Consider the following 18,341-nt stretch of genomic DNA (forward strand, 5'->3'; position numbering starts at 1 on the left):
ACCCGCCCCGGAAAGCCGAAAGACTGCCGGGAAACCCCCAAAGAAACGGCACGGTCGATGGTTGGAGGGACGGGTCTCTCAGCGATGAGGCGAGGCGCCGGGCGCCGGCCCACCGGGCATCCGGGCTCCCACATCTGCGATTCCGGGCTGGGGGCGCGGATACCTGCACGAGAGGTTGCTCAGAGCTGTCCGGGCAGCCGACAGGCGCGTCAGATCGCTACGCGCTCCTCATTTCTCAGCGTCCGGCGGCCGTCTTGGGCTGATACCCCTGTCTAGACCGGGGGGCGGCCGGGTGTGGGGGTGGGCGGGGGTGACGGGAGTGGCGGGCCGGGGTTGGGGGGCTGTTCGGGGTAGCCGGGGTTTCGGTGCTTTCCCATGGTGGTGTTCCTCCAGGTGAGCTTGTAGATGCCCAGGGGTGGGAAGAGGTCGACGCGGATGGGGCTGTTCTGCTGGGCGCAGGGGACGCAGAGCAGGTCGCGGCGGGTGGTGTGGGTGGTGGTGCGGGCGGCCTGAACGGGGGTACGCCAGCAGGCCTCGCAGGTCACGACGTCGGTTGTGGTGGTCGTGAACTCGGTGGAGATCACCGGACGCAGTCCCACAGTTGTCGGTCCACGGAGAATCCGGCCCGTTCGATCGACCTGATGGTCCGGTCGAACGCGTCCAGGTCGCCTTCCGTGCCCTGGGGGCTGGGGTAGTGGTCGACGAAGCCGCCCGCGTGCGCGCACAGCTGCTTGTAGAGGGCAGTGTGGAGGATCAGGGCGTGCCAGCCCTTGTCCACGAGCGGCGAGGGCGCCATGTCGTCGGCGACCTGGGCGGCCGTGGCGACGAACTTCAGGGCCTCGGTGACGATCCGGGTCGCCAGCTCGGGTTCCATGCCCGGGTTGTCGTCCAGGACGGTGGCACGGACCGCCTGAAACTGTGTGTCGTCCAGGGCGGGCGTCGGCGGGGTGGGGGGCTTGGTACTGCATGGCGGCGGTGGCGGTGGCGGGAAAGACATGCCTCTCCTCAAGGTGTTTGGGCAGTCGGCACGATGTTGGTGACGGCGGTGGTGAACTCGCGGCCCGTGGAGTTGCGGATGTAGGCGAGCTCCATCCAGTGCTCGATGCCGGTGTCGGAGACGTTCTCGTTGATCACCGCCATCAGCACGCCTTCGACGCCGGAGGCGATGTCGCGGACACGGCGGCGGAGGAGACGGTGGGGGACGTACTCGTAGCAGTCACTCATGGCACGACCCCTCGCAGAGGAAGCGCTCCCAGCCACGGTGTGCGCGGTCGAGCAGTTCTTGGCTGAGTGAGGACGTGACCTGCAGCGTCCAAGTGGGAAGGCTGCGGGTGCTTTCACCATCGGCTGTGTTCTCACGCTTGCGCGCTTCAGAGGACATGGCACCTCTCCTCGGTGTCGTGCTGGTGCGGCAGCAGGTGCAGGCCGCGTCTCTGGGTAGCCGTTCTCAGTCAACTCCGCTGGCAATGCCTCTAACAGGGCATTTCGCCGGGCAAGTTGTAGGCATCCAGCAGGCAGATGCCGCTACTCTTTCCGGCGCCCAACTCGACCAGAGGATGGCGGGATGAACGAGGCGCTTCGCAGGCACAGACATGCTCACCGCTGGACTCAGGCCCAGACTGCGGAGCTTGTATCCGCTGAGGTCCGGGCAGCCACCGGGCGGGATCCCGAGCTCGACGCGAACTGGATTTCTCGCCTTGAGCGTGGGGCCATCACCTGGCCTGCCAGGCAGTACAGATCTGCTCTGTGCAAGGTGTTCCAGGTGGCTGGCGATGCGGACCTCGGTCTGTACCCGAAGGGGGCGGCTCTGAAGGGCACAGAAACTCCGGCCCCGTCTGATGACGTCCGGAGCCGCGCCGCTGATACGGAGCTGTCCAGCCGACTTGCCCGGTGCGCAGCGGACACCAACGTCAACTCCCTCGTTCTGGAGCAGTTCGAGGCGGATGTCGAGCGACTCTCCCGAGACTTCGTCAGCCGTCCCCTGACCCTCCTGATTCCGGAAATCCGCACCGTCCGCGCCGAGGTGTCCCGCTTACTGGAAGGCCGCCAGCCGCCCACCTACACCCTCCGCCTCTACGTGGTCGCAGGCTGGCTGTCCGGCCTCGCGGCGCATGTGTCGCTCGACCTCGGCGACCGATCTGCCGCCGCCACGCACGCTCGCACCGTTGTCCAGTGCGCGGAGATCGCCGAGCACCCACAACTTCGCGCTTGGGCACGGTCTTTCCAGTCCCTCGCCGCCTACTGGGCGGGGGACTACCGGCGGGCAGGAGACCTTGCCCAAGCCGGCCTCAACGACGGGCGAGCCCCCGGCTCGGGAACCATCAAGGCACGGCTGCTGAGCCTTGAGGCACGGGCCCGCGCTGCCGAAGGCGACCACCGCACCGCCCTGCGAGCCCTTGATCTCGCCCGGGAGGCACGGGTGGCTGCGAAGCCGGACGAACTACCCGGGATCTTCTCGTTTCCCGAGGCCAAGCAGTGGACGTACTCCGGCACGACCCTCTTGACCATCGGAGGTGGTGAACAAATCCGGCGGGCCATTTCCGCCTCGAACCGTGCGCTGGAGATGTACCAGGCCGGACCGGAAGAAGACCTCTCCCCCGGCGACCTGCAAGCCGCGCACCTCGACCTGGCAACGGCTTACGTATCCAGCGGCGAACTCGAAGAGGCCGGAGCAAGGCTCTCAGGGGTGTTCGCCTCCAAAACCCACACCGCCAGCATCACCATCAGGCTGCGCAATCTGGGCACGCTGCTCGGCAGCGCGCCGTACCGTGACGCCCAACCGGCCGTCGATCTCCGCGCGCAGATCCACGAGGTCACCGGCCGGCGCTCTCACGCCAGCAACCGCCTGGAGGCCCGATGACCGCCCAGCCCGCACACGATCATTCGGTCACCGACCGCAGCCTTCTGTCCACCAAGGCTTACGGCACGGGGAAGCACCTGTCCGCCCGCCAGTCCCTGTACCAGTGGCAGACCCCACGCCACGATCTGCCGGGCATCGTCGTGAACCAACTGAGGGACGCACGAGGCGCGGTCGCTGACGTGGGCTGCGGGAACGGCAAGTTCGTCGGCCGAATTCGGCAGGAGCGTCCCGACCTGACCGTGCTCCCCATGGACGTCTCCCACGGCATCCTCACCGCGATCCAGGGAGCCATCGTCGCAGACGTCCAACAACTTCCCATCGCAGACGGCACCCTCGGGGCCGTCCTCGCCCTGCACATGCTGTACCACGTCGAAAACCAGCCCCGCGCAGTTCGGGAACTCGGGCGCGTCCTCTCACCTGACGGCATCGCAATCGTCTCCACCAACAGCGGCAGCGACAAACGAGAACTGGAAGACCTCTGGCGTCGAGCCGCAGGCGACGTCCTGGGTACCGAGCAAGGCCCGGCCCGCGTGCAGCTCTCCGCCCGATTCACCTTGGAGGACGCCCCGGCGGTCCTCGGCACAGTCTTCGGAGACATCCACACAATCCCCCTGCCCGGGGTGATCGAGGTGACCGACGCCGAACCCGTCATCGCCCACCTGGCCTCCTACGAGGCCTGGGCCGACCAGATGGGCGTCCCCTTCAAGGAGACGATCGAGCGGGCAAGAGACCGGGTCAACGAGGTCATCCATGAAGAAGGCGCGTTCCGCATCACTTGCCTGGGCGGCATCCTCATCTGCCAGTAACCGAAAACCGGCCGCCGGCCGCCGGCCGCCGAGACCAGAGAAGCGCGTAGCGATCTGACGCGCCCGTCCGCTGCCTGGGCTGCTCTGTTCGTCCTCTGGTGCAGGTATCGGCCCAAGGCGGTCGCCGGACGCTGAGAAAGGAGGAGCGCGTAGCGATCTATCGCGCTTGGGTGCTTCCCAGGTCGCCCAAATCAACCTCTCGTGCCGGTAGCCGCCTCCCCGGCCCGGAATCGCGACTCTTGGGGGCCCGGATGCCCGGCGGGCCGACCCCCGGCCCCTCGCCTGGTCCCTGAGACGCCCGTCCCTCCTCCTCTGGACCGTGCCGTTTCCTTGGGGGTTTCCCGGCAGTCTTTCGGCTTTCCGGGGCGGGCCGGTCTGTCAAGGGTCGCCGAAGGCGATCGCGTAGCGACGCGACCGAAGGGAGCGCCCTTGACAGGCCGGCACGACACGGAAGGACGATGGGACTGACGGGAAGCCCCCAACCAGCCCTGAGGCCGTCCGAGGGGATCCCGCTCCCCCGGCCCTCGCTCCGCAACCGAAGCACGCTCGCGCCCGTGCCACCCGGCCTGCCCCGCCGCGATGCCGCGCGCGCCCCGCCCCCCGGCCCGCAGGCGGCCGGATACCGCCCCGGGCCCACACAGCGGAGGTCACCCACCCCGCAGCACGGTGCCACGTACCCACCCACCCGCACCCGGGGGCGGGTGGGCAACCGCCGCCCCGCCCCACGGGGTCGAGGGGGAGATAGCGCGCCCGCGCCGCAGACCACGTAACGCCCCGCCCCCGCCCCCCGGGCGCAGCGCGCCCCCGGCGCGCCTAGCATGGCCGGAGCGGACGAGACACAGGGGGCAGGGCATGAGGACGGCGGCGCGCGTAGGGATCGGGGTGGCCGTGCTGGCGCTGGTCGGCGGGGGTGTTTACGCCGTTCCGCGGCTGGTCGGGGACGGGGTGGAGGGCGCCGCCGAGCAGCGGCTCGCGGGGAAGCCGGGGACCGGCAAGGCCGCGCCGGCCGGGACGCCGTTCACGCTGGTGGCGACCGGGGACATCATCCCGTACCCGTCGATCATCCAGCGCGCGGCGGACGACGCCGGCGGCAAGGCCGGCGAGTACGACTTCCGGAAGATACTCGCGGGCGTCAAGCCCATCGTGTCCGCCGCCGACCTGGCGATATGCCACCACGAGATACCGTACGGCCGGCCCGGCGGCCCCTACACCGGATATCCCGCTTTCAAGGCCCCGCACCAGCTGGCCGACGCCCTCAAGGACGCCGGGTACGACAGCTGTTCCACCGCTTCGAACCACACCCTCGACGACGGCTACGACGGCCTCACCCGCACCCTCGAACACCTCGACCGGGTCGGCCTGAAGCACGTCGGCTCGGCGCGCAGCGCCGAGGAGGCCAAGGCGCCGGCGCTGCTCTCGGCCGGCGGCGCGAAGGTCGCCCAGTTGGACTACACGTACGGGACGAACGGCATACCGGTCCCGGCGGGCAAGCCCTGGGCCGTCAACCTGATCGACCAGGCCCGGATCGTCGCCGACGCCCGCGCGGCCCGGGCGGCCGGCGCGAACGTCGTGCTCCTCAGCATCCACTGGGGCACCGAGTGGCAGACGGCACCCGACCAGCAGCAGAAGGACCTGGCGCAGGCGCTGACCGCCTCGCGCGGGGCGGACGGCCTGCCCGACATCGATCTGATCCTCGGTACGCACAACCACGTGCCGCAGCCCTACGAGAAGATCAACGGCACCTGGGTGGTGTTCGGGATGGGCGATCAGGTCGCGAGCTTCTACGAGCCGGAGAAGGCGCGGGGCAACATGTCCTCGATCCCCCGGTTCACCTTCTCCCCGTCGGCGAAGAACGGTGGCCGCTGGGAGGTGGTGAAGGCCGAGTACCTGACGCAGTTCTCGGACATGAAGCCGCCGTTCCGGGTCGTCTGCGCCTCCTGTACGCCGGACCGTGCCGACTACGCCAAGGTCGACAAGGAGGTCACGGCGGCCGTCACCTCCCGCGGGGCCGCCGGCCAGGGGCTGGAGCGCGCCACCCGCTGAGGGGGCGGGCGGCGGCTTACTGGGTCCTGCCGCGCCGGGTCACGACGAGGGCGCCCGCGCCGACGGCGAGCAGGAGGATGGAGCCGCCCGCGACGTACGGGGTGACCGAACCGGCGCCGGTCTCGGCGAGGTTGGCCTGCGCGGGGGTCTGCTTCGTGCTCGTGCTCGTGCCCTGCGCCGCCGTCTGCGGCTTGACGTCGGGCTTCGCGTCGGGCTTCGCGTCGGGCTTGGCCTCCGGCTTGGCTCCCTTGGGGGCTTCGCAGTGGGCTTCGGCCAGTACGACCTCGCCGTCGACCTGGGCCACGTTCAGGTCGAGCGGGTTGACCGTCACCTTCAGGCGCAGCGCGGCCGCCGCGGCGGTGGTGGAGGTGGTCTGCGTACCGGAGAGCTCCAGGGAGACGGCTCCGACGCCGGGGACGTCGATCTTGGTGGCGGGGCCGCCGGCGGTGACGGTGACCTTCTTGCCGAGGGCGGTGACGGTGCCGAGGACGTTCGAGGTGGCGACGGGCTTCTTGCCCGCTTCACAGACGGCCTTGGAGGTGACCTTCTCGACCTCGATGAGGGAGAGCCTGGGCAGGCCGGGGACGTGGACCTTGGCGTGGGCGAGGTTCGCTTCGGCCTGGGCGGTGTTCTTGTCGGCGGTGGCCTTGGCGGTGGCGACGTCGGCCTTCAGGACGCTGACGGGGCGTCCCTGTTCGGCGCCGTCGAGGGTGACGGTGAGGGCCGTCTTCTCGGCGGTGGCGGGGGCGGTGACCTCGTTGAGGGTGGTCTTCAGCGGGACGTGGACGGCCTTGTTGAGCAGGCCCACGTCCAGTCCGGCCCGCAGGACGACGGCTCCGGACGTTCCCTCGCTCCCGGCGCCGCCGCCCGTGGCGAGGGCGGGCGGCGCGGCGAGCAGGGCTACCGCCCCCGTGGCGAGCAGAACGGCCGCGGGCATGCGGAAGGTGTTGCTGTTCAAGATGGTGGAACCCCCGGGGAGTTGGGTGCCGCCGGGGGGCCAATGGGGGACATCGCGCGCGCCGACGGCTTCGACGTTCGAAATCCTTACGCACGGGGAGTGAACGGTCAGCGACCCGAGGTGAGTTCACCCCAAAGGGTGGATTCCACGCGTGTTTTCGATTTGTGACGCACCATCCGTCTCAGGAGCTCTCAGGAGTCCCATCCAGAGCAGCCGCCGCCGCTAAGCCCGGACGACCCCGTTGACGATGACCCGGTCCGGCTGCGCCAGCGCCCGTACGTCGGCGCGCGGGTCGGCGGCGTAGACGACGAGGTCGGCCGGGGCGCCCTCGGTGAGGCCGGGGCGGCCGAGCCATTCGCGGGCCGCCCAGGCCGTGGCCGAGAGGGCGTCCAGCGGCGGGATGCCGGCCTTCACGAGCTCCGCGACCTCGGCGGCGACCAGGCCGTGCGGCAGGGAGCCGCCTGCGTCCGTGCCGACGTACACCTGGACGCCCGCGTCCCAGGCCGCCCGGACGGTGTCGTAGCGCCGCTCGTGGAGCCGGCGCATGTGCGCCGACCAGCGGGGGAACTTGGCCTCGCCGCCCGCCGCCAGCTTCGGGAACGTGGCGATGTTGACGAGGGTCGGGACGATCGCCACGCCGCGCTCCGCGAAGAGCGGGATGGTGTCCTCGGTGAGCCCGGTGGCGTGCTCGATGCAGTCGATGCCCGCCTCGACGAGGTCCCGCAGCGAGTCCTCCGCGAAGCAGTGCGCGGTGACCCGGGCGCCGAGGCGGTGCGCCTCGGCGATGGCCGCCTCGACCTCGGCGCGCGGCCAGCAGGCCGTCAGGTCGCCGGCGTCGCGGTCGATCCAGTCGCCGACGAGCTTGACCCAGCCGTCGCCGCGCCGCGCCTCCCGGGCGACGTACTCGACGAGCTGCGGGGGCTCGATCTCGTGGGCGTAGTTGCGGATGTAGCGGCGGGTGCGGGCGATGTGCCGGCCCGCCCGGATGATCTTCGGGAGGTCGTCGCGGTCGTCGATCCAGCGGGTGTCGGAGGGGGATCCGGCATCGCGGACGAGGAGGGTGCCGGCGTCCCGGTCGGTGAGGGCCTGCGCCTCGGCCGTGGGGGCGTCGACCGGGCCGTGGGCGTCGAGGCCCACGTGGCAGTGCGCGTCGACCAGGCCGGGCAGGGCCCATCCGGTGACCGTGGTGACCTCGCGGGCGGCGGTCGGCCGCTCGTAGGAGATCCGTCCGCCGACGACCCACAGTTCGTCGCGCACCTCGTGGGGCCCGACGAGTACGCGTCCCTTCACATGGAGCACACCGTTGTGATCACTCATGTCCGCACTGTACGTGCGCCCTGGGTAGGCTCGGCCGGTAACCCCGGACGAAGAGAGCACCGACGTGACCCACCCCCTGCTGGACCTGCCGCCGCTGACCGCCGAGCGCTTCGCGTCGATCGAGCGGGAGGTGGCGCGGCTGCTGGGCACCCGGCACGACGTGGTGGTCACCCAGGGCGAGGCGCTGCTCCCGCTGGAGGGGTGCATCCGCTCGGGGGCGCGGCCGGGTTCGACGGCGCTGAACGTCGTCACCGGGCCGTACGGGACCACCTTCGGCAACTGGCTGCGGGACGCCGGGGCGAACGTGGTGGACCTGGCGGTGCCCTTCGACACGGCGGTCAGCGGCGAGCAGGTGGCCCGTGCGCTGGCGGAGCACCCGGAGATCGACTTCGTGTCGCTGGTGCACGCGGAGGCGGCCACCGGGAACACCAATCCGGTCGCGGAGATCGGTGAGGCGGTACGGGCGCACGGGGCTCTGTTCATGCTGGACGCGGTGGCCTCGGTGGGTGCCGAGCCGCTGCTGCCGGACGCGTGGGGCGTGGACCTGTGCGTGATCGGCGCGCAGAAGGCGATGGGCGGCCCGGCGGGGGTGTCGGCGGTGTCGGTGAGCGACCGGGCCTGGGAGCGGTTCGCGGCCAACCCGGCGGCGCCGCGCCGCTCGTACCTGTCGCTGCTGGACTGGAAGGAGCGCTGGATCGACGGCGGCCGCAAGGCGCTGCTGCACGCGCCCGCGCAGCTGGAGATGCTGGCGCTGGAGGCGTGCCTGGACCGGATCGGGGCCGAGGGGCCGGCGGGTGTGCTGGGCCGGCACGCCGCGGCCGCCCGGGCCACCCGGGCGGGCGCGGCGGCACTCGGTGTCGCCCCGTGGGTGGGCGACCCCGCGCAGGCCGCTCCGGTGGCGACCACGCTGCGGGTCGCGGACGCCTCGCTGGTGGTGGCGAAGGCGGTGGCGGCGGATCCGGCGGCCCCGCTCGCGGCGGGCGGCGGGGCGCTGGCCGGGGAGATGGTCCGGGTCAACCACTACGGCCCGGACGCGTCGCCAGAGGCGGTCGGGGCCGCGCTGGGGGCGCTGGCCCGGGCCCTGGACACCGATCCGGCGCCGGCACTGGCCGCGGCTTCGGCGGCCTGGGCGTAGGTCTGGGCGTAGGCCTGGGCGTAGCTCCGGGGCCGCCGGTCAGCCTGCCAGCGCGTCCAGCAGCCGGTCCACGTCCGCCTCGGTGTTGTAGAGGTGGAAGGAGGCCCGCAGGGCGCCGTCGCGGGCGGAGGTGTGGATCCCGGCGGCCGCCAGGCCGGGCTGCCGGTGGGCCAGGCCCGGCACCGAGACGATGGGGGTTTCGCCGGGGACGGGCTCGTGGCCGAGGCGGGCGAGCCCTTCCCGGTAGCGGGTGGCGAGGGCGGTGTCGTGGGCGTGGACGGCGTCGATGCCGACGCGCTCCAGCAGCGCCAGGGAGGGCTCGGCGGCGTAGTACGGGAGGAAGGCCGCGGACTCGTCGAAGCGGCGGGCGTCCCCGGCCAGTTGCCGCATGGGGCCGTAGACGGCGTCCCACTTGGACTCGGCGGCCACCCAGCCGGCGTGCAGCGGGGTCAGTCCGGGCTGGGCCTCCTCCGAGACCGTCAGGTAGGAGGCGCCGCGGCCGCCGAGCAGCCACTTGTAGCCGCCGGTGACGGTGTACTCGTACGGCGAGGCGTCGAAGGGCAGCCAGCCGGCGGCCTGGGTGGCGTCCACGAGCATCCGCGCCCCGTGCGCGGTGGCCGCCGTACGGACGGCGGCGAGGTCCGCGGTCCGGCCGTCGGCGGACTGGACGGCGCTGAGGGCGACGAGGGCGGTGTCGGGGCGGACGGCTTCGGCGAGGGATTCCAGCGGGGCGAAGCGGACCTTCAGGTCGCCGCGGAGCACGAAGGGGTTCATGACGGAGGCGAAGTCCCGTTCGGGCACCAGGATTTCGGCGCCGGCGGGCAGGGAGGCCGCGATCAGCCCCACGTGGACGGCGACGGAGGAGCCGATGGCGACGCGCCGCGGGTCGGTCGAGACCAGGCGGGCGAATGCGGCCCGCACGCGCTCGACGACGTCGAAGTCGCCCGATCCGGCGGGCAGTCCGGCGCCCGCCGCCTCGGCCAGCTCCCGCACCGCGGCGACGGAGGCCTTCGGGAGCACTCCGGCGCCGGCGGTGTTGAGGTAGGTGGTGGAGTGCGCGAACTCGGCGGCGCACACGCGGGACACGTGGGAGAGCGGAAGATCCATACCGCCCACTCTGCGCGGCCGCCAACCAAAAGTCCATTGGTTAGTTTTGCGCACGCACCCAAAGGCACGCTTATGGATGGCGTTCGGGCGCTCAGCTCCAGTCGATGTCCTCCTGGCTCTCCAGCGGGGCCCGTTCCCGCAGGGATTCCGGTACCACCAGGTCGTCCGCGTCCGTCATGACGGCGGGGAAGTCGATGTGGGCCTGCTTCTCAACGTCGGTGAGCTTGACTTGGAACACCCGGAACTCGTCCAGTTCCAGGGCTTCCCGCAGCACGAGGTCCTGCGCCAGCAGGAAGGCCTTGGCCTTGAACGCGCCGTGCGCGGAGTAGGCGATGACCTTCCAGAAAGCGCGCGGGATCCGCACGTCGCGGAATTCCCGGTCGTCGTCCTGGAAGACCGGCCCGCCGAACACGCTGACCCTGAGGTCGTCGACCTCGACGTCCTCGAAGACCGCGTCCTCCAGCTTTCCCCAGATGCCGCCGCGCAGGCTCTGGTTGAAGTCGTCCATCTGCGGGGCGATGTTGGTGTAGAAGAACGAGTCCTTGTTGGCCCGCTGCGCCTCGGGCAGCGGGCCCCAGCAGAGGTCCGCGCGGCGCGCTATGTGGCCCCGGTCGAGGCGGTTGGTCTTGCCGCCCTTGTCCTTGTAGAGCTCGTTGTCGACCTGGACGCCGGCGGGCAGGCGCGGGTCCGTCTTGAAGTCCCTCGGGCGGTCGAGCTTCTTGAGCGCGCCGCCGTCCACGTTCCAGGCCACCCAGATCGCGAAGCGCCGCGGCTTGCTCAGCGCCAGTGAGAAGTGGGTGTACGCAATCACCTCGGAGCCGTCGAGCCGCACCGCGGTGTCCTTGATCGACGGGTTGAGCGACGGCGTGCCGACGGGTACGGCGAGGAAGCCCGGGTCGTACCCGGTCAGGGCTTCCCGCGAGACGCTGGACGGCGCCTCCAGGGTGGTCTTGGCGGTCATCGGGGTCTCCTTCCGCAAAGGAGCGGGTCCCCGAGTTGGTTGAAACCGAAGCGAATTGAAGCAGCGCGGGCAGGGCGGGGCCTGCGTCGTGTGCGTGTACGTCCAGCCTACGGCCGGGCCTCCGGGCGGGCGCGCCGAGCGGCCCGGCGGTGGCGGGACGTGCGCCGGGGCGCCCGGTACCGGAGTACGCGGGCGCCCCGGGGACGGTCGCGGCGGTTCAGCCCTGGGGGACGGCGCAGGCGCCGTCGGGCTCGCAGGCCTCGGCGCCGGGGGCCGTCTCCACGGCCTCGCGCCCGGCCCAGGCCTGTTCCAGGGCCCGGGTGAAGACCTCGGCGGGCTGGCCGCCGGAGATGCCGTAGCGGCGGTCGAGGACGAAGAACGGCACGGCGTTGGCGCCCAGTTCGGCCGCCTCGCGCTCGTCGGCCCGCACCTGGTCCGCGTAGGCGGAGTCGTCGGCGAGCACCTCGCGGGCCTCGGCCTCGTCCAGTCCGGCCTCGACGGCCAGGGCGAGCAGCACCGCGGGGTCGAAGACGGACCGCTCCTCGGCGAAGTTGGCCCGGAAGGCGAGGTCGAGGAGCTGCTCCTGCCGGCCGCGGGCGGCGGCCAGGTGCAGCAGGCGGTGGATGTCGAAGGTGTTGCCGTGGTCACGGCCGTCGGTGCGGTACTCCAGTCCCTCCGCGCGGGCGCTAGCGGCGACGTGCTCCTCCATCGCGCGGGCCTCGTCGAGGGTGCGTCCGTACTTGCGGGCGAGCATCTCCAGGACGGGGGCGGTCACGCCCTTGGGGCCGCCCGGGTCGAGTTCGAAGGACCGGAAGACGACCTCCACCTCGTCGCGGTGCGCGAACTCGGCCAGGCCCTTGGCGAACCGGGCCTTTCCGATATAGCACCAGGGGCAGGCGATATCGGACCAGATCTCGACGCGCATGTTCCTTCTTCTCTCCGGGGATGTCTGAACGGTTTCCGGTTCAACCATCCGGGGTCCCGTCTCATTCCCCGGACGCCCTGCCGACCTCCAGCCAGAGCGTGCGGTGGGAGCCCGCGGGGGTGCCGGCCGGGTCGGGGCGCCAGCCCTGGGAGGCGTAGAAGGCCTGGGCGCGCAGGTTGTGCTCGTAGACCTCCAGGCGGACCCGCTCGATCCCGGCCCGCCGCCAGGCGGCGAGGCAGGCCGCGTGCAGGGCGGCTCCGGTGCCCCGGCGCCAGTGGTCGGGGTCCACGTGGAGCTGGGTGAGGGTGGTCACGCCGTCGGCCGTGAGGAAGGCCGCCACACCGGTGACCCGTCCGTCCCGCTCGGCGCACAGCACCTGGCCCTGCGCCGCCGGGCGGGCCACCGCCCGCTCCCAGCCCTCGCGGGCCCGTGCCGCCTCGGTCTCACCCGCGTAGGCCTCCTCGGGGACGCGGCCCCGGTAGTAGGTGGCCCTGGCCCTGGTGTGCAGGGCGGCGATGGCATCGAGGTCGCTGGTGAGCGCGGTCCGGATCACGGGATGGGGAACGCCCCGGGAACCGTGTCGGTTCCCGGGGCGTCGGCCCGCGGTGCGCGGCGGCTACTTCTTCAGCCACGCCGCCATCATCTTCTGGGCGATCGGCGCGGCCAGCTTGCCGCCGCCGATCTCGGAACGGTCGGTGTCCGAGTTCTCGATCATCACGGCGACGGCGATCTGCTTGCCGCCCGCCTTGGCGTACGAGGTGAACCAGGCCAGCGGCGGGATGTTGTTGTTGACGCCGCGCTGGGCCGTACCGGTCTTGCCGCCCACCTCGGCGCCCGCGACCTGGGCGGGCTTGCCGCCGCCCTCGGTGGCCACCGTGCGCATGGCGTCCTGGAGCATGGAGGCCGTCTTCGGGCTCATCACCTGCTCGGTCTTCGGGTCCTTGAAGTCCTCCAGCACGTTGCCGTCGGCGTCGGTCACCTCGGAGACCATGTGCGGGGCGACGAGCTTGCCGCCGTTCTCGATCGCGGCGGTGACCATGGCCATCTGGAGCGGGGTGGCCTGCACGTCGAACTGGCCGATACCCGTCTGTGCGACCTGGTCGACCGACATCTTCTTCGTGGGGTACTTGCTCGGCGGGTTGGTGCGGACCGGGGTGTCGATCTGCGTGTTGAAGCCGAGCTTCTCCGCCATCGCCCGCATCTTGTCCTGGCCGAGCTTGGAGGCGAGGTCCGCGAAGACGTTGTTGCAGGACAGCTTCAGGGCGGTGCGGGCCGAGACGTTGTTGCAGGCCTCGTTGCCCGCCTCGCTGGGCAGCGGCGTACGGGTACCCGGGATCGTGTACGCGCCCTGCACGCCGGTCGGGGTGTCGATGCTGGTCACGAGGCCGTTCTCGATGGCCGCGGCGAGGGTGACCAGCTTGAACGTGGAGCCGGGCGCCTGCGGCTTGCGCAGTGCCACGTTCTCCATGGCCTTGCCCTTGTCGGCGGACAGCTCGTCCCAGGCGGCCTTGTCGTTGGCGCCGGTGATCCGGCCCGGGTCGTAGGACGGGTTGTTGACCACGGCGAGGATCTGGCCCGTCGCCGGGTCGATGGCCACGGCCGCGCCCTGCTTGCCGTTCAGGGCGTCGTAGGCGGCCTTCTGCACGCCCTTGTCGATGGTGGTGAGGACGTTGCCCGGGTCGGCCCGCTTGTTGGTGAGCATGTCCATCACCGTCTTCAGCCGGGTGTCCGAGCCGTTGAGGACGTTCTTGTAGACGCCCTCCAGCATCGTCGTGCCGTAGGCCTGGGAGCTGTAGCCGGTGATCGGGGCGTAGAGCGGGCCGTCCACGTAGGTCCGCTTGTACCCGAAGTCCTTGCCGCCCGTCTTCGTGGAGCCGGTGATCGACTCACCGCCCACGATGATGTTCCCCAACGGGTTCTCGTACTGCCCGATGAGGTTGCGCCGGTTGTTCTTGTCGTCTGCGAGGGCCTGGCCTTGGTACGCCTGCACCCAGGTGACCCGCACCATGAGGGCCAGCACCAGAAGCAGACAGAAGACCGACGCACGCCTGATCGTCTTGTTCATCCCCCAGAAGGACGTCCCAGCGGCCCGGGCCGTTCCGCTCTGCCCCGATTGTGGCCGGGTTCTCAGCCTTTCTTCATGATGAAGCCCCCTTCGTAGGCGGCGATGACGGCCTGGGTGCGGTCTCGGGAGCCGGTTTTGGAGAGGACCGCGGCCACATGGGTCTTGACCGTCTGCGGGCCCACGCCGAGGTGCTCGCTCATTTCCTGGTTGGACAGTCCGGTGGCCATCAGGCGCAGGACGTCGGCCTCCCGGTCGGTGAGCCGCGCCGCCCAGGGGGGCGAGGCGGGCGGGGCGGCCGCCGTGTGGGCGGCTGCCAGGGCACGGACGGCCGCGGGGAAGAGCAGCGAGTCCCCCCGGGCGACGAGGCGGACCGCGCCGATCAGCTCGTCGGGGTCGGACCGCTTGAGGAGGAACCCGGAGGCGCCCGCGCGCAGCGCGTCGTAGACGTAGGAGTCGTTCTCGAAGGTGGTGACGACCACGATCCGGGGCGGGGCGGGCATGGAGCGCAGGATCTGCCCGGTGGCCGCGATGCCGTCGATCTCCGGCATGCGGACGTCCATCAGCACCACGTCGGGGGTCAGCGAGCGGACCAGGGAGACGGCCTCGGCGCCCGTGGCCGCCTCTCCGACGACCTCCATGTCGGGTTCCGCGTCGAGGATGACCCGCAGTGCGGTGCGGACCATCCGCTCGTCGTCGGCGACGACGACGCGCAGCGGCGGCCGGCTCATCGCCCGGCTCCGCCGGCCGCGCCGGAGGGGGTGGCCGCGGAGCCGAGCGGGAGGACCGCGCGCAGCCGCCACCGGCCCTCGTGCGGGCCGGCCTCGACGTGGCCGCCGAGCAGGGCGGCCCGCTCGGCGGTGCCGCGCAGTCCGCGGCCCCCGGTGGTGCGGCGCCGCTCGCCGTCGGGGGCGGGCGGGGCCTGGGCGGGCGGGTTGGTCATGGTGATCTCCAGTTCGCGGTGGCCGTCGGGTGTGTGGACGCGGATGTGCAGGGCGATGGGGCCCAGGCCGTGGCGCAGGGCGTTGCTCAGGCCCTCCTGGACGATCCGGTAGGCCTCGCGGGAGGCGATGGCCGGGAGCTGCTCCCAGTCCCCGGCCGGGCCGGGGTCCTGGCGGGCGGTGATGGTGGTGCCGCCGGCCCGGGTGCGGGCCAGCAGGCCGTCGAGGTCGGCGGCGAGGGTCGGGGCCGGCGCGGCGTCGGCCCGGGCGGGGTCCCCGTCGCGCAGCAGGCCGAGGACCGTGTCGAGCTCGCCGACCGTGCGCCGGGTGGTCTCCTCGATCGCGGCGAGCGCCTCCCGCACGAACTCCGGGTCCCGGTCGAGCACCCGCCGGGCCGCGCCCGCCTGGAGGGTGACGGCGCTCAGGGCGTGTCCCACGGCGTCGTGCAGCTCCCGCGCCAGCCGGTTGCGGACGGCGAGGTCGGCGGCCCGTTCCTCGGCGGCGGCCAGCCGGTCCGCCGCGGTCGGCCCGAGGAGGACGGGTGCCAGCCGGGCCAGCAGCGCCCCCGCCGCCGCGGAGCTCACGACGACCAGGACCAGCAGCCCCACCCCGAGGAAGGGGGCGACGTACGGGTTCGCCGCGCTGCTGAACCAGCCCGTTCCGAGGGGTGCCCGGCGCAGGGTGGCGGAGAACGGTACGAGGATCAGCACCAGCGCCATGGGCGTGGCCGCGAGGGTCATCCCGCTGATCACCGCGCCGACGCCCAGGTGCAGGGTCCACCAGGCGGCGGCCCGCCACCGGGAGCCCCACGAGCGGGCGGGCCCGTCGGCCAGCAGGCCCCCCGGGACCCCGCCCAAGGCCCGCACGGCCGTCACCGACAGCGGCCGCACCAGGCCGAACAGCCCGGTCACGGCGGCCAGCGGCAGGGCTGCGGCGTAGGAGGCGAGGGTCAGCGGCAGGGAGGCCAGGACGTTCCCCTGGCCGGCCGCGCCCCCGACGCACACCTGGCTGAGCAGGAAGTACGGCATCAGCAGGGCGCCGCCGAGTATCAGGTGCACCCAGCGCAGCCGGGCCCGTGCCCCCAGCGCCGCCCCGGTCAGCCGGCGCACCGGCCCCGTCCCCCTCACGTCCCCCGCCCCTTTCGTCCAGTGCCCGTGCCACCGCTCGTGGTCCCCCGCCGCCCGCTCTCCGGCCGCCCCGTGCGGTGGCCCGGCCGGGCTCAGTGCGCCCGGCGGGAGCGGAGGTGGCGTATGAGGACCGTCCCCGCGAGCAGCCCGGTGATCATCTGGCCAGCGTAGGTCAGGTGGTCGACGGTGGTGGTCCGTCCGACCATCCCGAAGTCCACCCCGAGGGAAGCGGCCAGCATCCAGGCCCCCCAGTTCAGCATCGCCGCCGAGCCGGCCCAGGTGAGGGCCAGCGGCCACCGCGCCGGGCGGGCACCGCCCCGGGCCAGCAGCAGTGCCCCGGCCGCCGCGGCGAACGCGCACGCCGCGTAGGCCCCGGACACCACGCCCGTCTCCGCCGAGTACGCCGCCGCCCGCTGGGCGGACAGCCCGGCGCTCCCGCCGAAGGCCCAGTACAGATGCGCCGCGCCCAGCACGGTGCCCGCCAGTGCCGCGGCTCCCGCCACCACCCCCGTGGGAGACGGGAGCCGCCGGCCCGGCGCACCCAGCCGGCGCCCGCCCCAGCGCTCCCGCGCATAGGAGACGAACAGCCCGGCCAGGGCGATCCCCTGGATGATGAACCCGGTGTAGACGACGACGAACACCCAGGACTCCAGGAAGGGTGCGTGGGCCGCCTTCGCCGCTTCCCCGGCGCCCGAGCCCACGGCCTTGACGAGGGCTTGGGCGGGGAACCCCAGGACGATCGGGGCGAGCAGGCCGGTGGCCACGTACGCCGGAACGGCGAGGAGCCATCCGGGCAGCCGTCTGCCCCAGGGTCTGGTGAGCGCCAGTGCGAGCACGATGACGGTGGCGTCCATGGCCAGGGTCACCGCGTTGGCGACGGTGACCGCGACGCCGCCTTCCAGCAGCAGGCTTCCGTCGGGTATCCCGATGTGGCTCCCGGCCAGCCAGGCCGTCTTGAGGGTCAGGTAGGGGACGGTGGCCGCCAGCGCGACGGCCCGCAGGACCCGCCGCCCGGTCCCGAGGCGGGGGGAGGTGGTGCCGGTGGTGTCGGTGGCGTGGTCAGTGGTGTCGGTCGGGCGGCTCGCGCGGACTGCTTGTGTCGTCGTCATGTCCCCACGGTCGCCCCCACCGGCCCCCCGCCGCCTCCCCCGCGATGGTGAACCGCCTCCCCCGCACGGGGGAGGCGGTCCCCGGCGGGGTCGTCACATGCGCCGGGTCACGACCGACAGCCGGTCCCGCGCCTCGAACAGTGCCGCCTTGATGGCCCGTTCGTGGTCCTCCGTCAGCCGCGCCACCGGCACCGAGCAGCTCACCGCGTCGCGGGCCGGCGTCCGGTACGGGATGGCCACGCCGAAGCAGCGCAGGCCGAGCGTGTTCTCCTCCCGGTCCACCGCGTACCCCTGCTCCCGGACCAGCGCGAGCTCCTCCATCAGCTGCTCCCGGTCGGTGATGGTGTGTTCCGTGACCGCCTCCAGCCGCTTCGGCAGCAGCGCGCGCACCTCCTCGTCGGTGTGCGAGGCCAGCAGCGCCTTGCCGAGCGCGGTGGAGTGGACGGGGAGCCTGCGCCCCACGCGGGTGAAGGGCCGCAGGTAGTGCTGGGACTGGCGGGTGGCGAGGTAGACCACGCTCGTCCCGTCGAGCCGTGCCAGGTGGATGGTCTCGGTGGTGTCGTCGGAGAGCCGGTCCAGGGTGGGCCGGGCCGCCGCGACGACCTCGTCGCCGTCGATGTACGAGCTCCCGACCAGCAGGGCCCGTACGCCGATGCCGTACCGCGTGCCGGTGGCGTCGGTCTCCACCCAGCCCAGGTTCACCAGCGTGCGCAGCAGCATGTAGAGGCTGGACTTGGGCAGGGCGAGGTCGTTCTGGATGTCGGCGAGGCTGTGCAGGCCGGGCCGTGCCGCGAAGTGCTCCAGCAGCAGGACGGTACGCACCGCCGACTTCACCGGCGCCGCCGGCACGGGGACCCCCGGCTCGGCCGGTCCGGCCGTCTCCGCTGTCGTCATACGCCTCTTCCCCTCTGGTCGGCTCTGATCGCCTCTTGTCACCCGGTGGACGCGGAAATAGAGTCCGCAGCAGAAGTGATCATTCATCCACCGGAA

At 72.2% G+C, this 18,341-nt stretch carries 18 protein-coding genes; 4 read left to right on the forward strand and 14 right to left on the reverse strand.

The features are described from left to right. Positions 1 to 272 precede the first annotated feature (272 nt). The 3 genes from AC07A6_RS31445 to AC07A6_RS31455 form a co-directional block, all read right to left on the reverse strand. A complete protein-coding gene (locus AC07A6_RS31445) occupies positions 273 to 584 on the reverse strand; it encodes a hypothetical protein (RefSeq protein WP_478779403.1) in 312 nt (103 codons plus the stop codon). Continuing rightward, the gene (locus AC07A6_RS31450) at positions 581 to 874 is read right to left on the reverse strand and encodes a glycine-rich domain-containing protein (protein WP_478779404.1); all 294 of its coding nucleotides are present in this window, start codon (positions 872 to 874) and stop codon (positions 581 to 583) included. The genes AC07A6_RS31445 and AC07A6_RS31450 overlap by 4 nt, the downstream gene beginning before the upstream one ends. A 131-nt stretch (positions 875 to 1,005) precedes the next feature. Further along, positions 1,006 to 1,224, reverse strand: a complete 219-nt coding sequence (locus AC07A6_RS31455) for a hypothetical protein (protein WP_478779405.1) — start codon at positions 1,222 to 1,224, stop codon at positions 1,006 to 1,008. Positions 1,225 to 1,564: 340 nt separating this feature from the next. Between AC07A6_RS31455 and AC07A6_RS31460 the strand changes: the two genes are divergently transcribed. The 3 genes from AC07A6_RS31460 to AC07A6_RS31470 all read left to right on the forward strand — a co-directional run bounded on the left by AC07A6_RS31460 (position 1,565) and on the right by AC07A6_RS31470 (position 5,709). Beyond that, the gene (locus AC07A6_RS31460; RefSeq protein ID WP_478779406.1) at positions 1,565 to 2,860 is read left to right on the forward strand and encodes an XRE family transcriptional regulator; all 1,296 of its coding nucleotides are present in this window, start codon (positions 1,565 to 1,567) and stop codon (positions 2,858 to 2,860) included. Next, positions 2,857 to 3,666 carry a class I SAM-dependent methyltransferase gene (locus tag AC07A6_RS31465; RefSeq protein ID WP_478779407.1) on the forward strand — a complete coding sequence of 270 codons (810 nt, stop codon included), beginning with the start codon at positions 2,857 to 2,859 and terminating at the stop codon, positions 3,664 to 3,666. Before AC07A6_RS31460 ends, AC07A6_RS31465 begins: the two co-directional genes overlap by 4 nt. A gap of 852 nt (positions 3,667 to 4,518) precedes the next feature. Then, positions 4,519 to 5,709 (forward strand): CapA family protein, encoded by a 1,191-nt coding sequence (locus AC07A6_RS31470; RefSeq protein WP_478779408.1) that lies wholly within the window; start codon positions 4,519 to 4,521, stop codon positions 5,707 to 5,709. A gap of 16 nt (positions 5,710 to 5,725) precedes the next feature. Here the strand turns inward: AC07A6_RS31470 and AC07A6_RS31475 are convergent, their stop codons facing one another. Both AC07A6_RS31475 and AC07A6_RS31480 read right to left on the reverse strand, forming a co-directional pair. Then, complete coding sequence (locus AC07A6_RS31475; protein ID WP_478779409.1) at positions 5,726 to 6,667, reverse strand: SCO1860 family LAETG-anchored protein; 942 nt, start codon at positions 6,665 to 6,667, stop codon at positions 5,726 to 5,728. Between the two features lie 222 nt (positions 6,668 to 6,889). Further along, positions 6,890 to 7,984 carry an amidohydrolase family protein gene (locus tag AC07A6_RS31480; RefSeq protein ID WP_362470658.1) on the reverse strand — a complete coding sequence of 365 codons (1,095 nt, stop codon included), beginning with the start codon at positions 7,982 to 7,984 and terminating at the stop codon, positions 6,890 to 6,892. A 64-nt stretch (positions 7,985 to 8,048) separates the two neighbouring features. Here AC07A6_RS31480 and AC07A6_RS31485 point away from each other — a divergent pair, with 64 nt between their 5' ends. After that, the gene (locus tag AC07A6_RS31485; protein ID WP_478779410.1) at positions 8,049 to 9,119 is read left to right on the forward strand and encodes a pyridoxal-phosphate-dependent aminotransferase family protein; all 1,071 of its coding nucleotides are present in this window, start codon (positions 8,049 to 8,051) and stop codon (positions 9,117 to 9,119) included. Between the two features lie 39 nt (positions 9,120 to 9,158). On the opposite strand, the gene AC07A6_RS31490 is transcribed toward AC07A6_RS31485, so the two are convergent. The 9 genes from AC07A6_RS31490 to AC07A6_RS31530 all read right to left on the reverse strand — a co-directional run bounded on the left by AC07A6_RS31490 (position 9,159) and on the right by AC07A6_RS31530 (position 18,245). Continuing rightward, on the reverse strand, positions 9,159 to 10,226 hold the full coding sequence (locus AC07A6_RS31490; protein ID WP_478779411.1) for an aminotransferase class V-fold PLP-dependent enzyme: 1,068 nt from the start codon (positions 10,224 to 10,226) through the stop codon (positions 9,159 to 9,161). A 91-nt stretch (positions 10,227 to 10,317) separates the two neighbouring features. Then, positions 10,318 to 11,187 (reverse strand): DNA/RNA non-specific endonuclease, encoded by an 870-nt coding sequence (locus AC07A6_RS31495; protein ID WP_478779412.1) that lies wholly within the window; start codon positions 11,185 to 11,187, stop codon positions 10,318 to 10,320. A 217-nt stretch (positions 11,188 to 11,404) separates the two neighbouring features. After that, positions 11,405 to 12,112, reverse strand: coding sequence for a DsbA family oxidoreductase (locus AC07A6_RS31500; protein WP_478779413.1), 708 nt, complete (start codon positions 12,110 to 12,112; stop codon positions 11,405 to 11,407). A gap of 61 nt (positions 12,113 to 12,173) precedes the next feature. Then, entirely contained in the window at positions 12,174 to 12,665 is a 492-nt protein-coding gene (locus tag AC07A6_RS31505) for an N-acetyltransferase family protein (protein WP_478779414.1), read from the reverse strand. A 63-nt stretch (positions 12,666 to 12,728) separates the two neighbouring features. Continuing rightward, positions 12,729 to 14,177: a peptidoglycan D,D-transpeptidase FtsI family protein gene (locus tag AC07A6_RS31510; protein ID WP_362470642.1), complete on the reverse strand. Its 1,449-nt coding sequence runs from the start codon at positions 14,175 to 14,177 to the stop codon at positions 12,729 to 12,731. Positions 14,178 to 14,239: 62 nt separating this feature from the next. After that, positions 14,240 to 14,905 (reverse strand): response regulator, encoded by a 666-nt coding sequence (locus AC07A6_RS31515; protein WP_478779415.1) that lies wholly within the window; start codon positions 14,903 to 14,905, stop codon positions 14,240 to 14,242. After that, a complete protein-coding gene (locus AC07A6_RS31520) occupies positions 14,902 to 16,242 on the reverse strand; it encodes a sensor histidine kinase (RefSeq protein WP_386273314.1) in 1,341 nt (446 codons plus the stop codon). Before AC07A6_RS31520 ends, AC07A6_RS31515 begins: the two co-directional genes overlap by 4 nt. Before the next feature lie 92 nt (positions 16,243 to 16,334). Continuing rightward, on the reverse strand, positions 16,335 to 17,351 hold the full coding sequence (locus AC07A6_RS31525; RefSeq protein ID WP_478779416.1) for a hypothetical protein: 1,017 nt from the start codon (positions 17,349 to 17,351) through the stop codon (positions 16,335 to 16,337). A gap of 93 nt (positions 17,352 to 17,444) precedes the next feature. Then, complete coding sequence (locus AC07A6_RS31530) at positions 17,445 to 18,245, reverse strand: IclR family transcriptional regulator (RefSeq protein WP_386273312.1); 801 nt, start codon at positions 18,243 to 18,245, stop codon at positions 17,445 to 17,447. Positions 18,246 to 18,341: the final 96 nt, after the last annotated feature.

Source organism: Streptomyces sp. NPDC044002, from assembly GCF_056434525.1.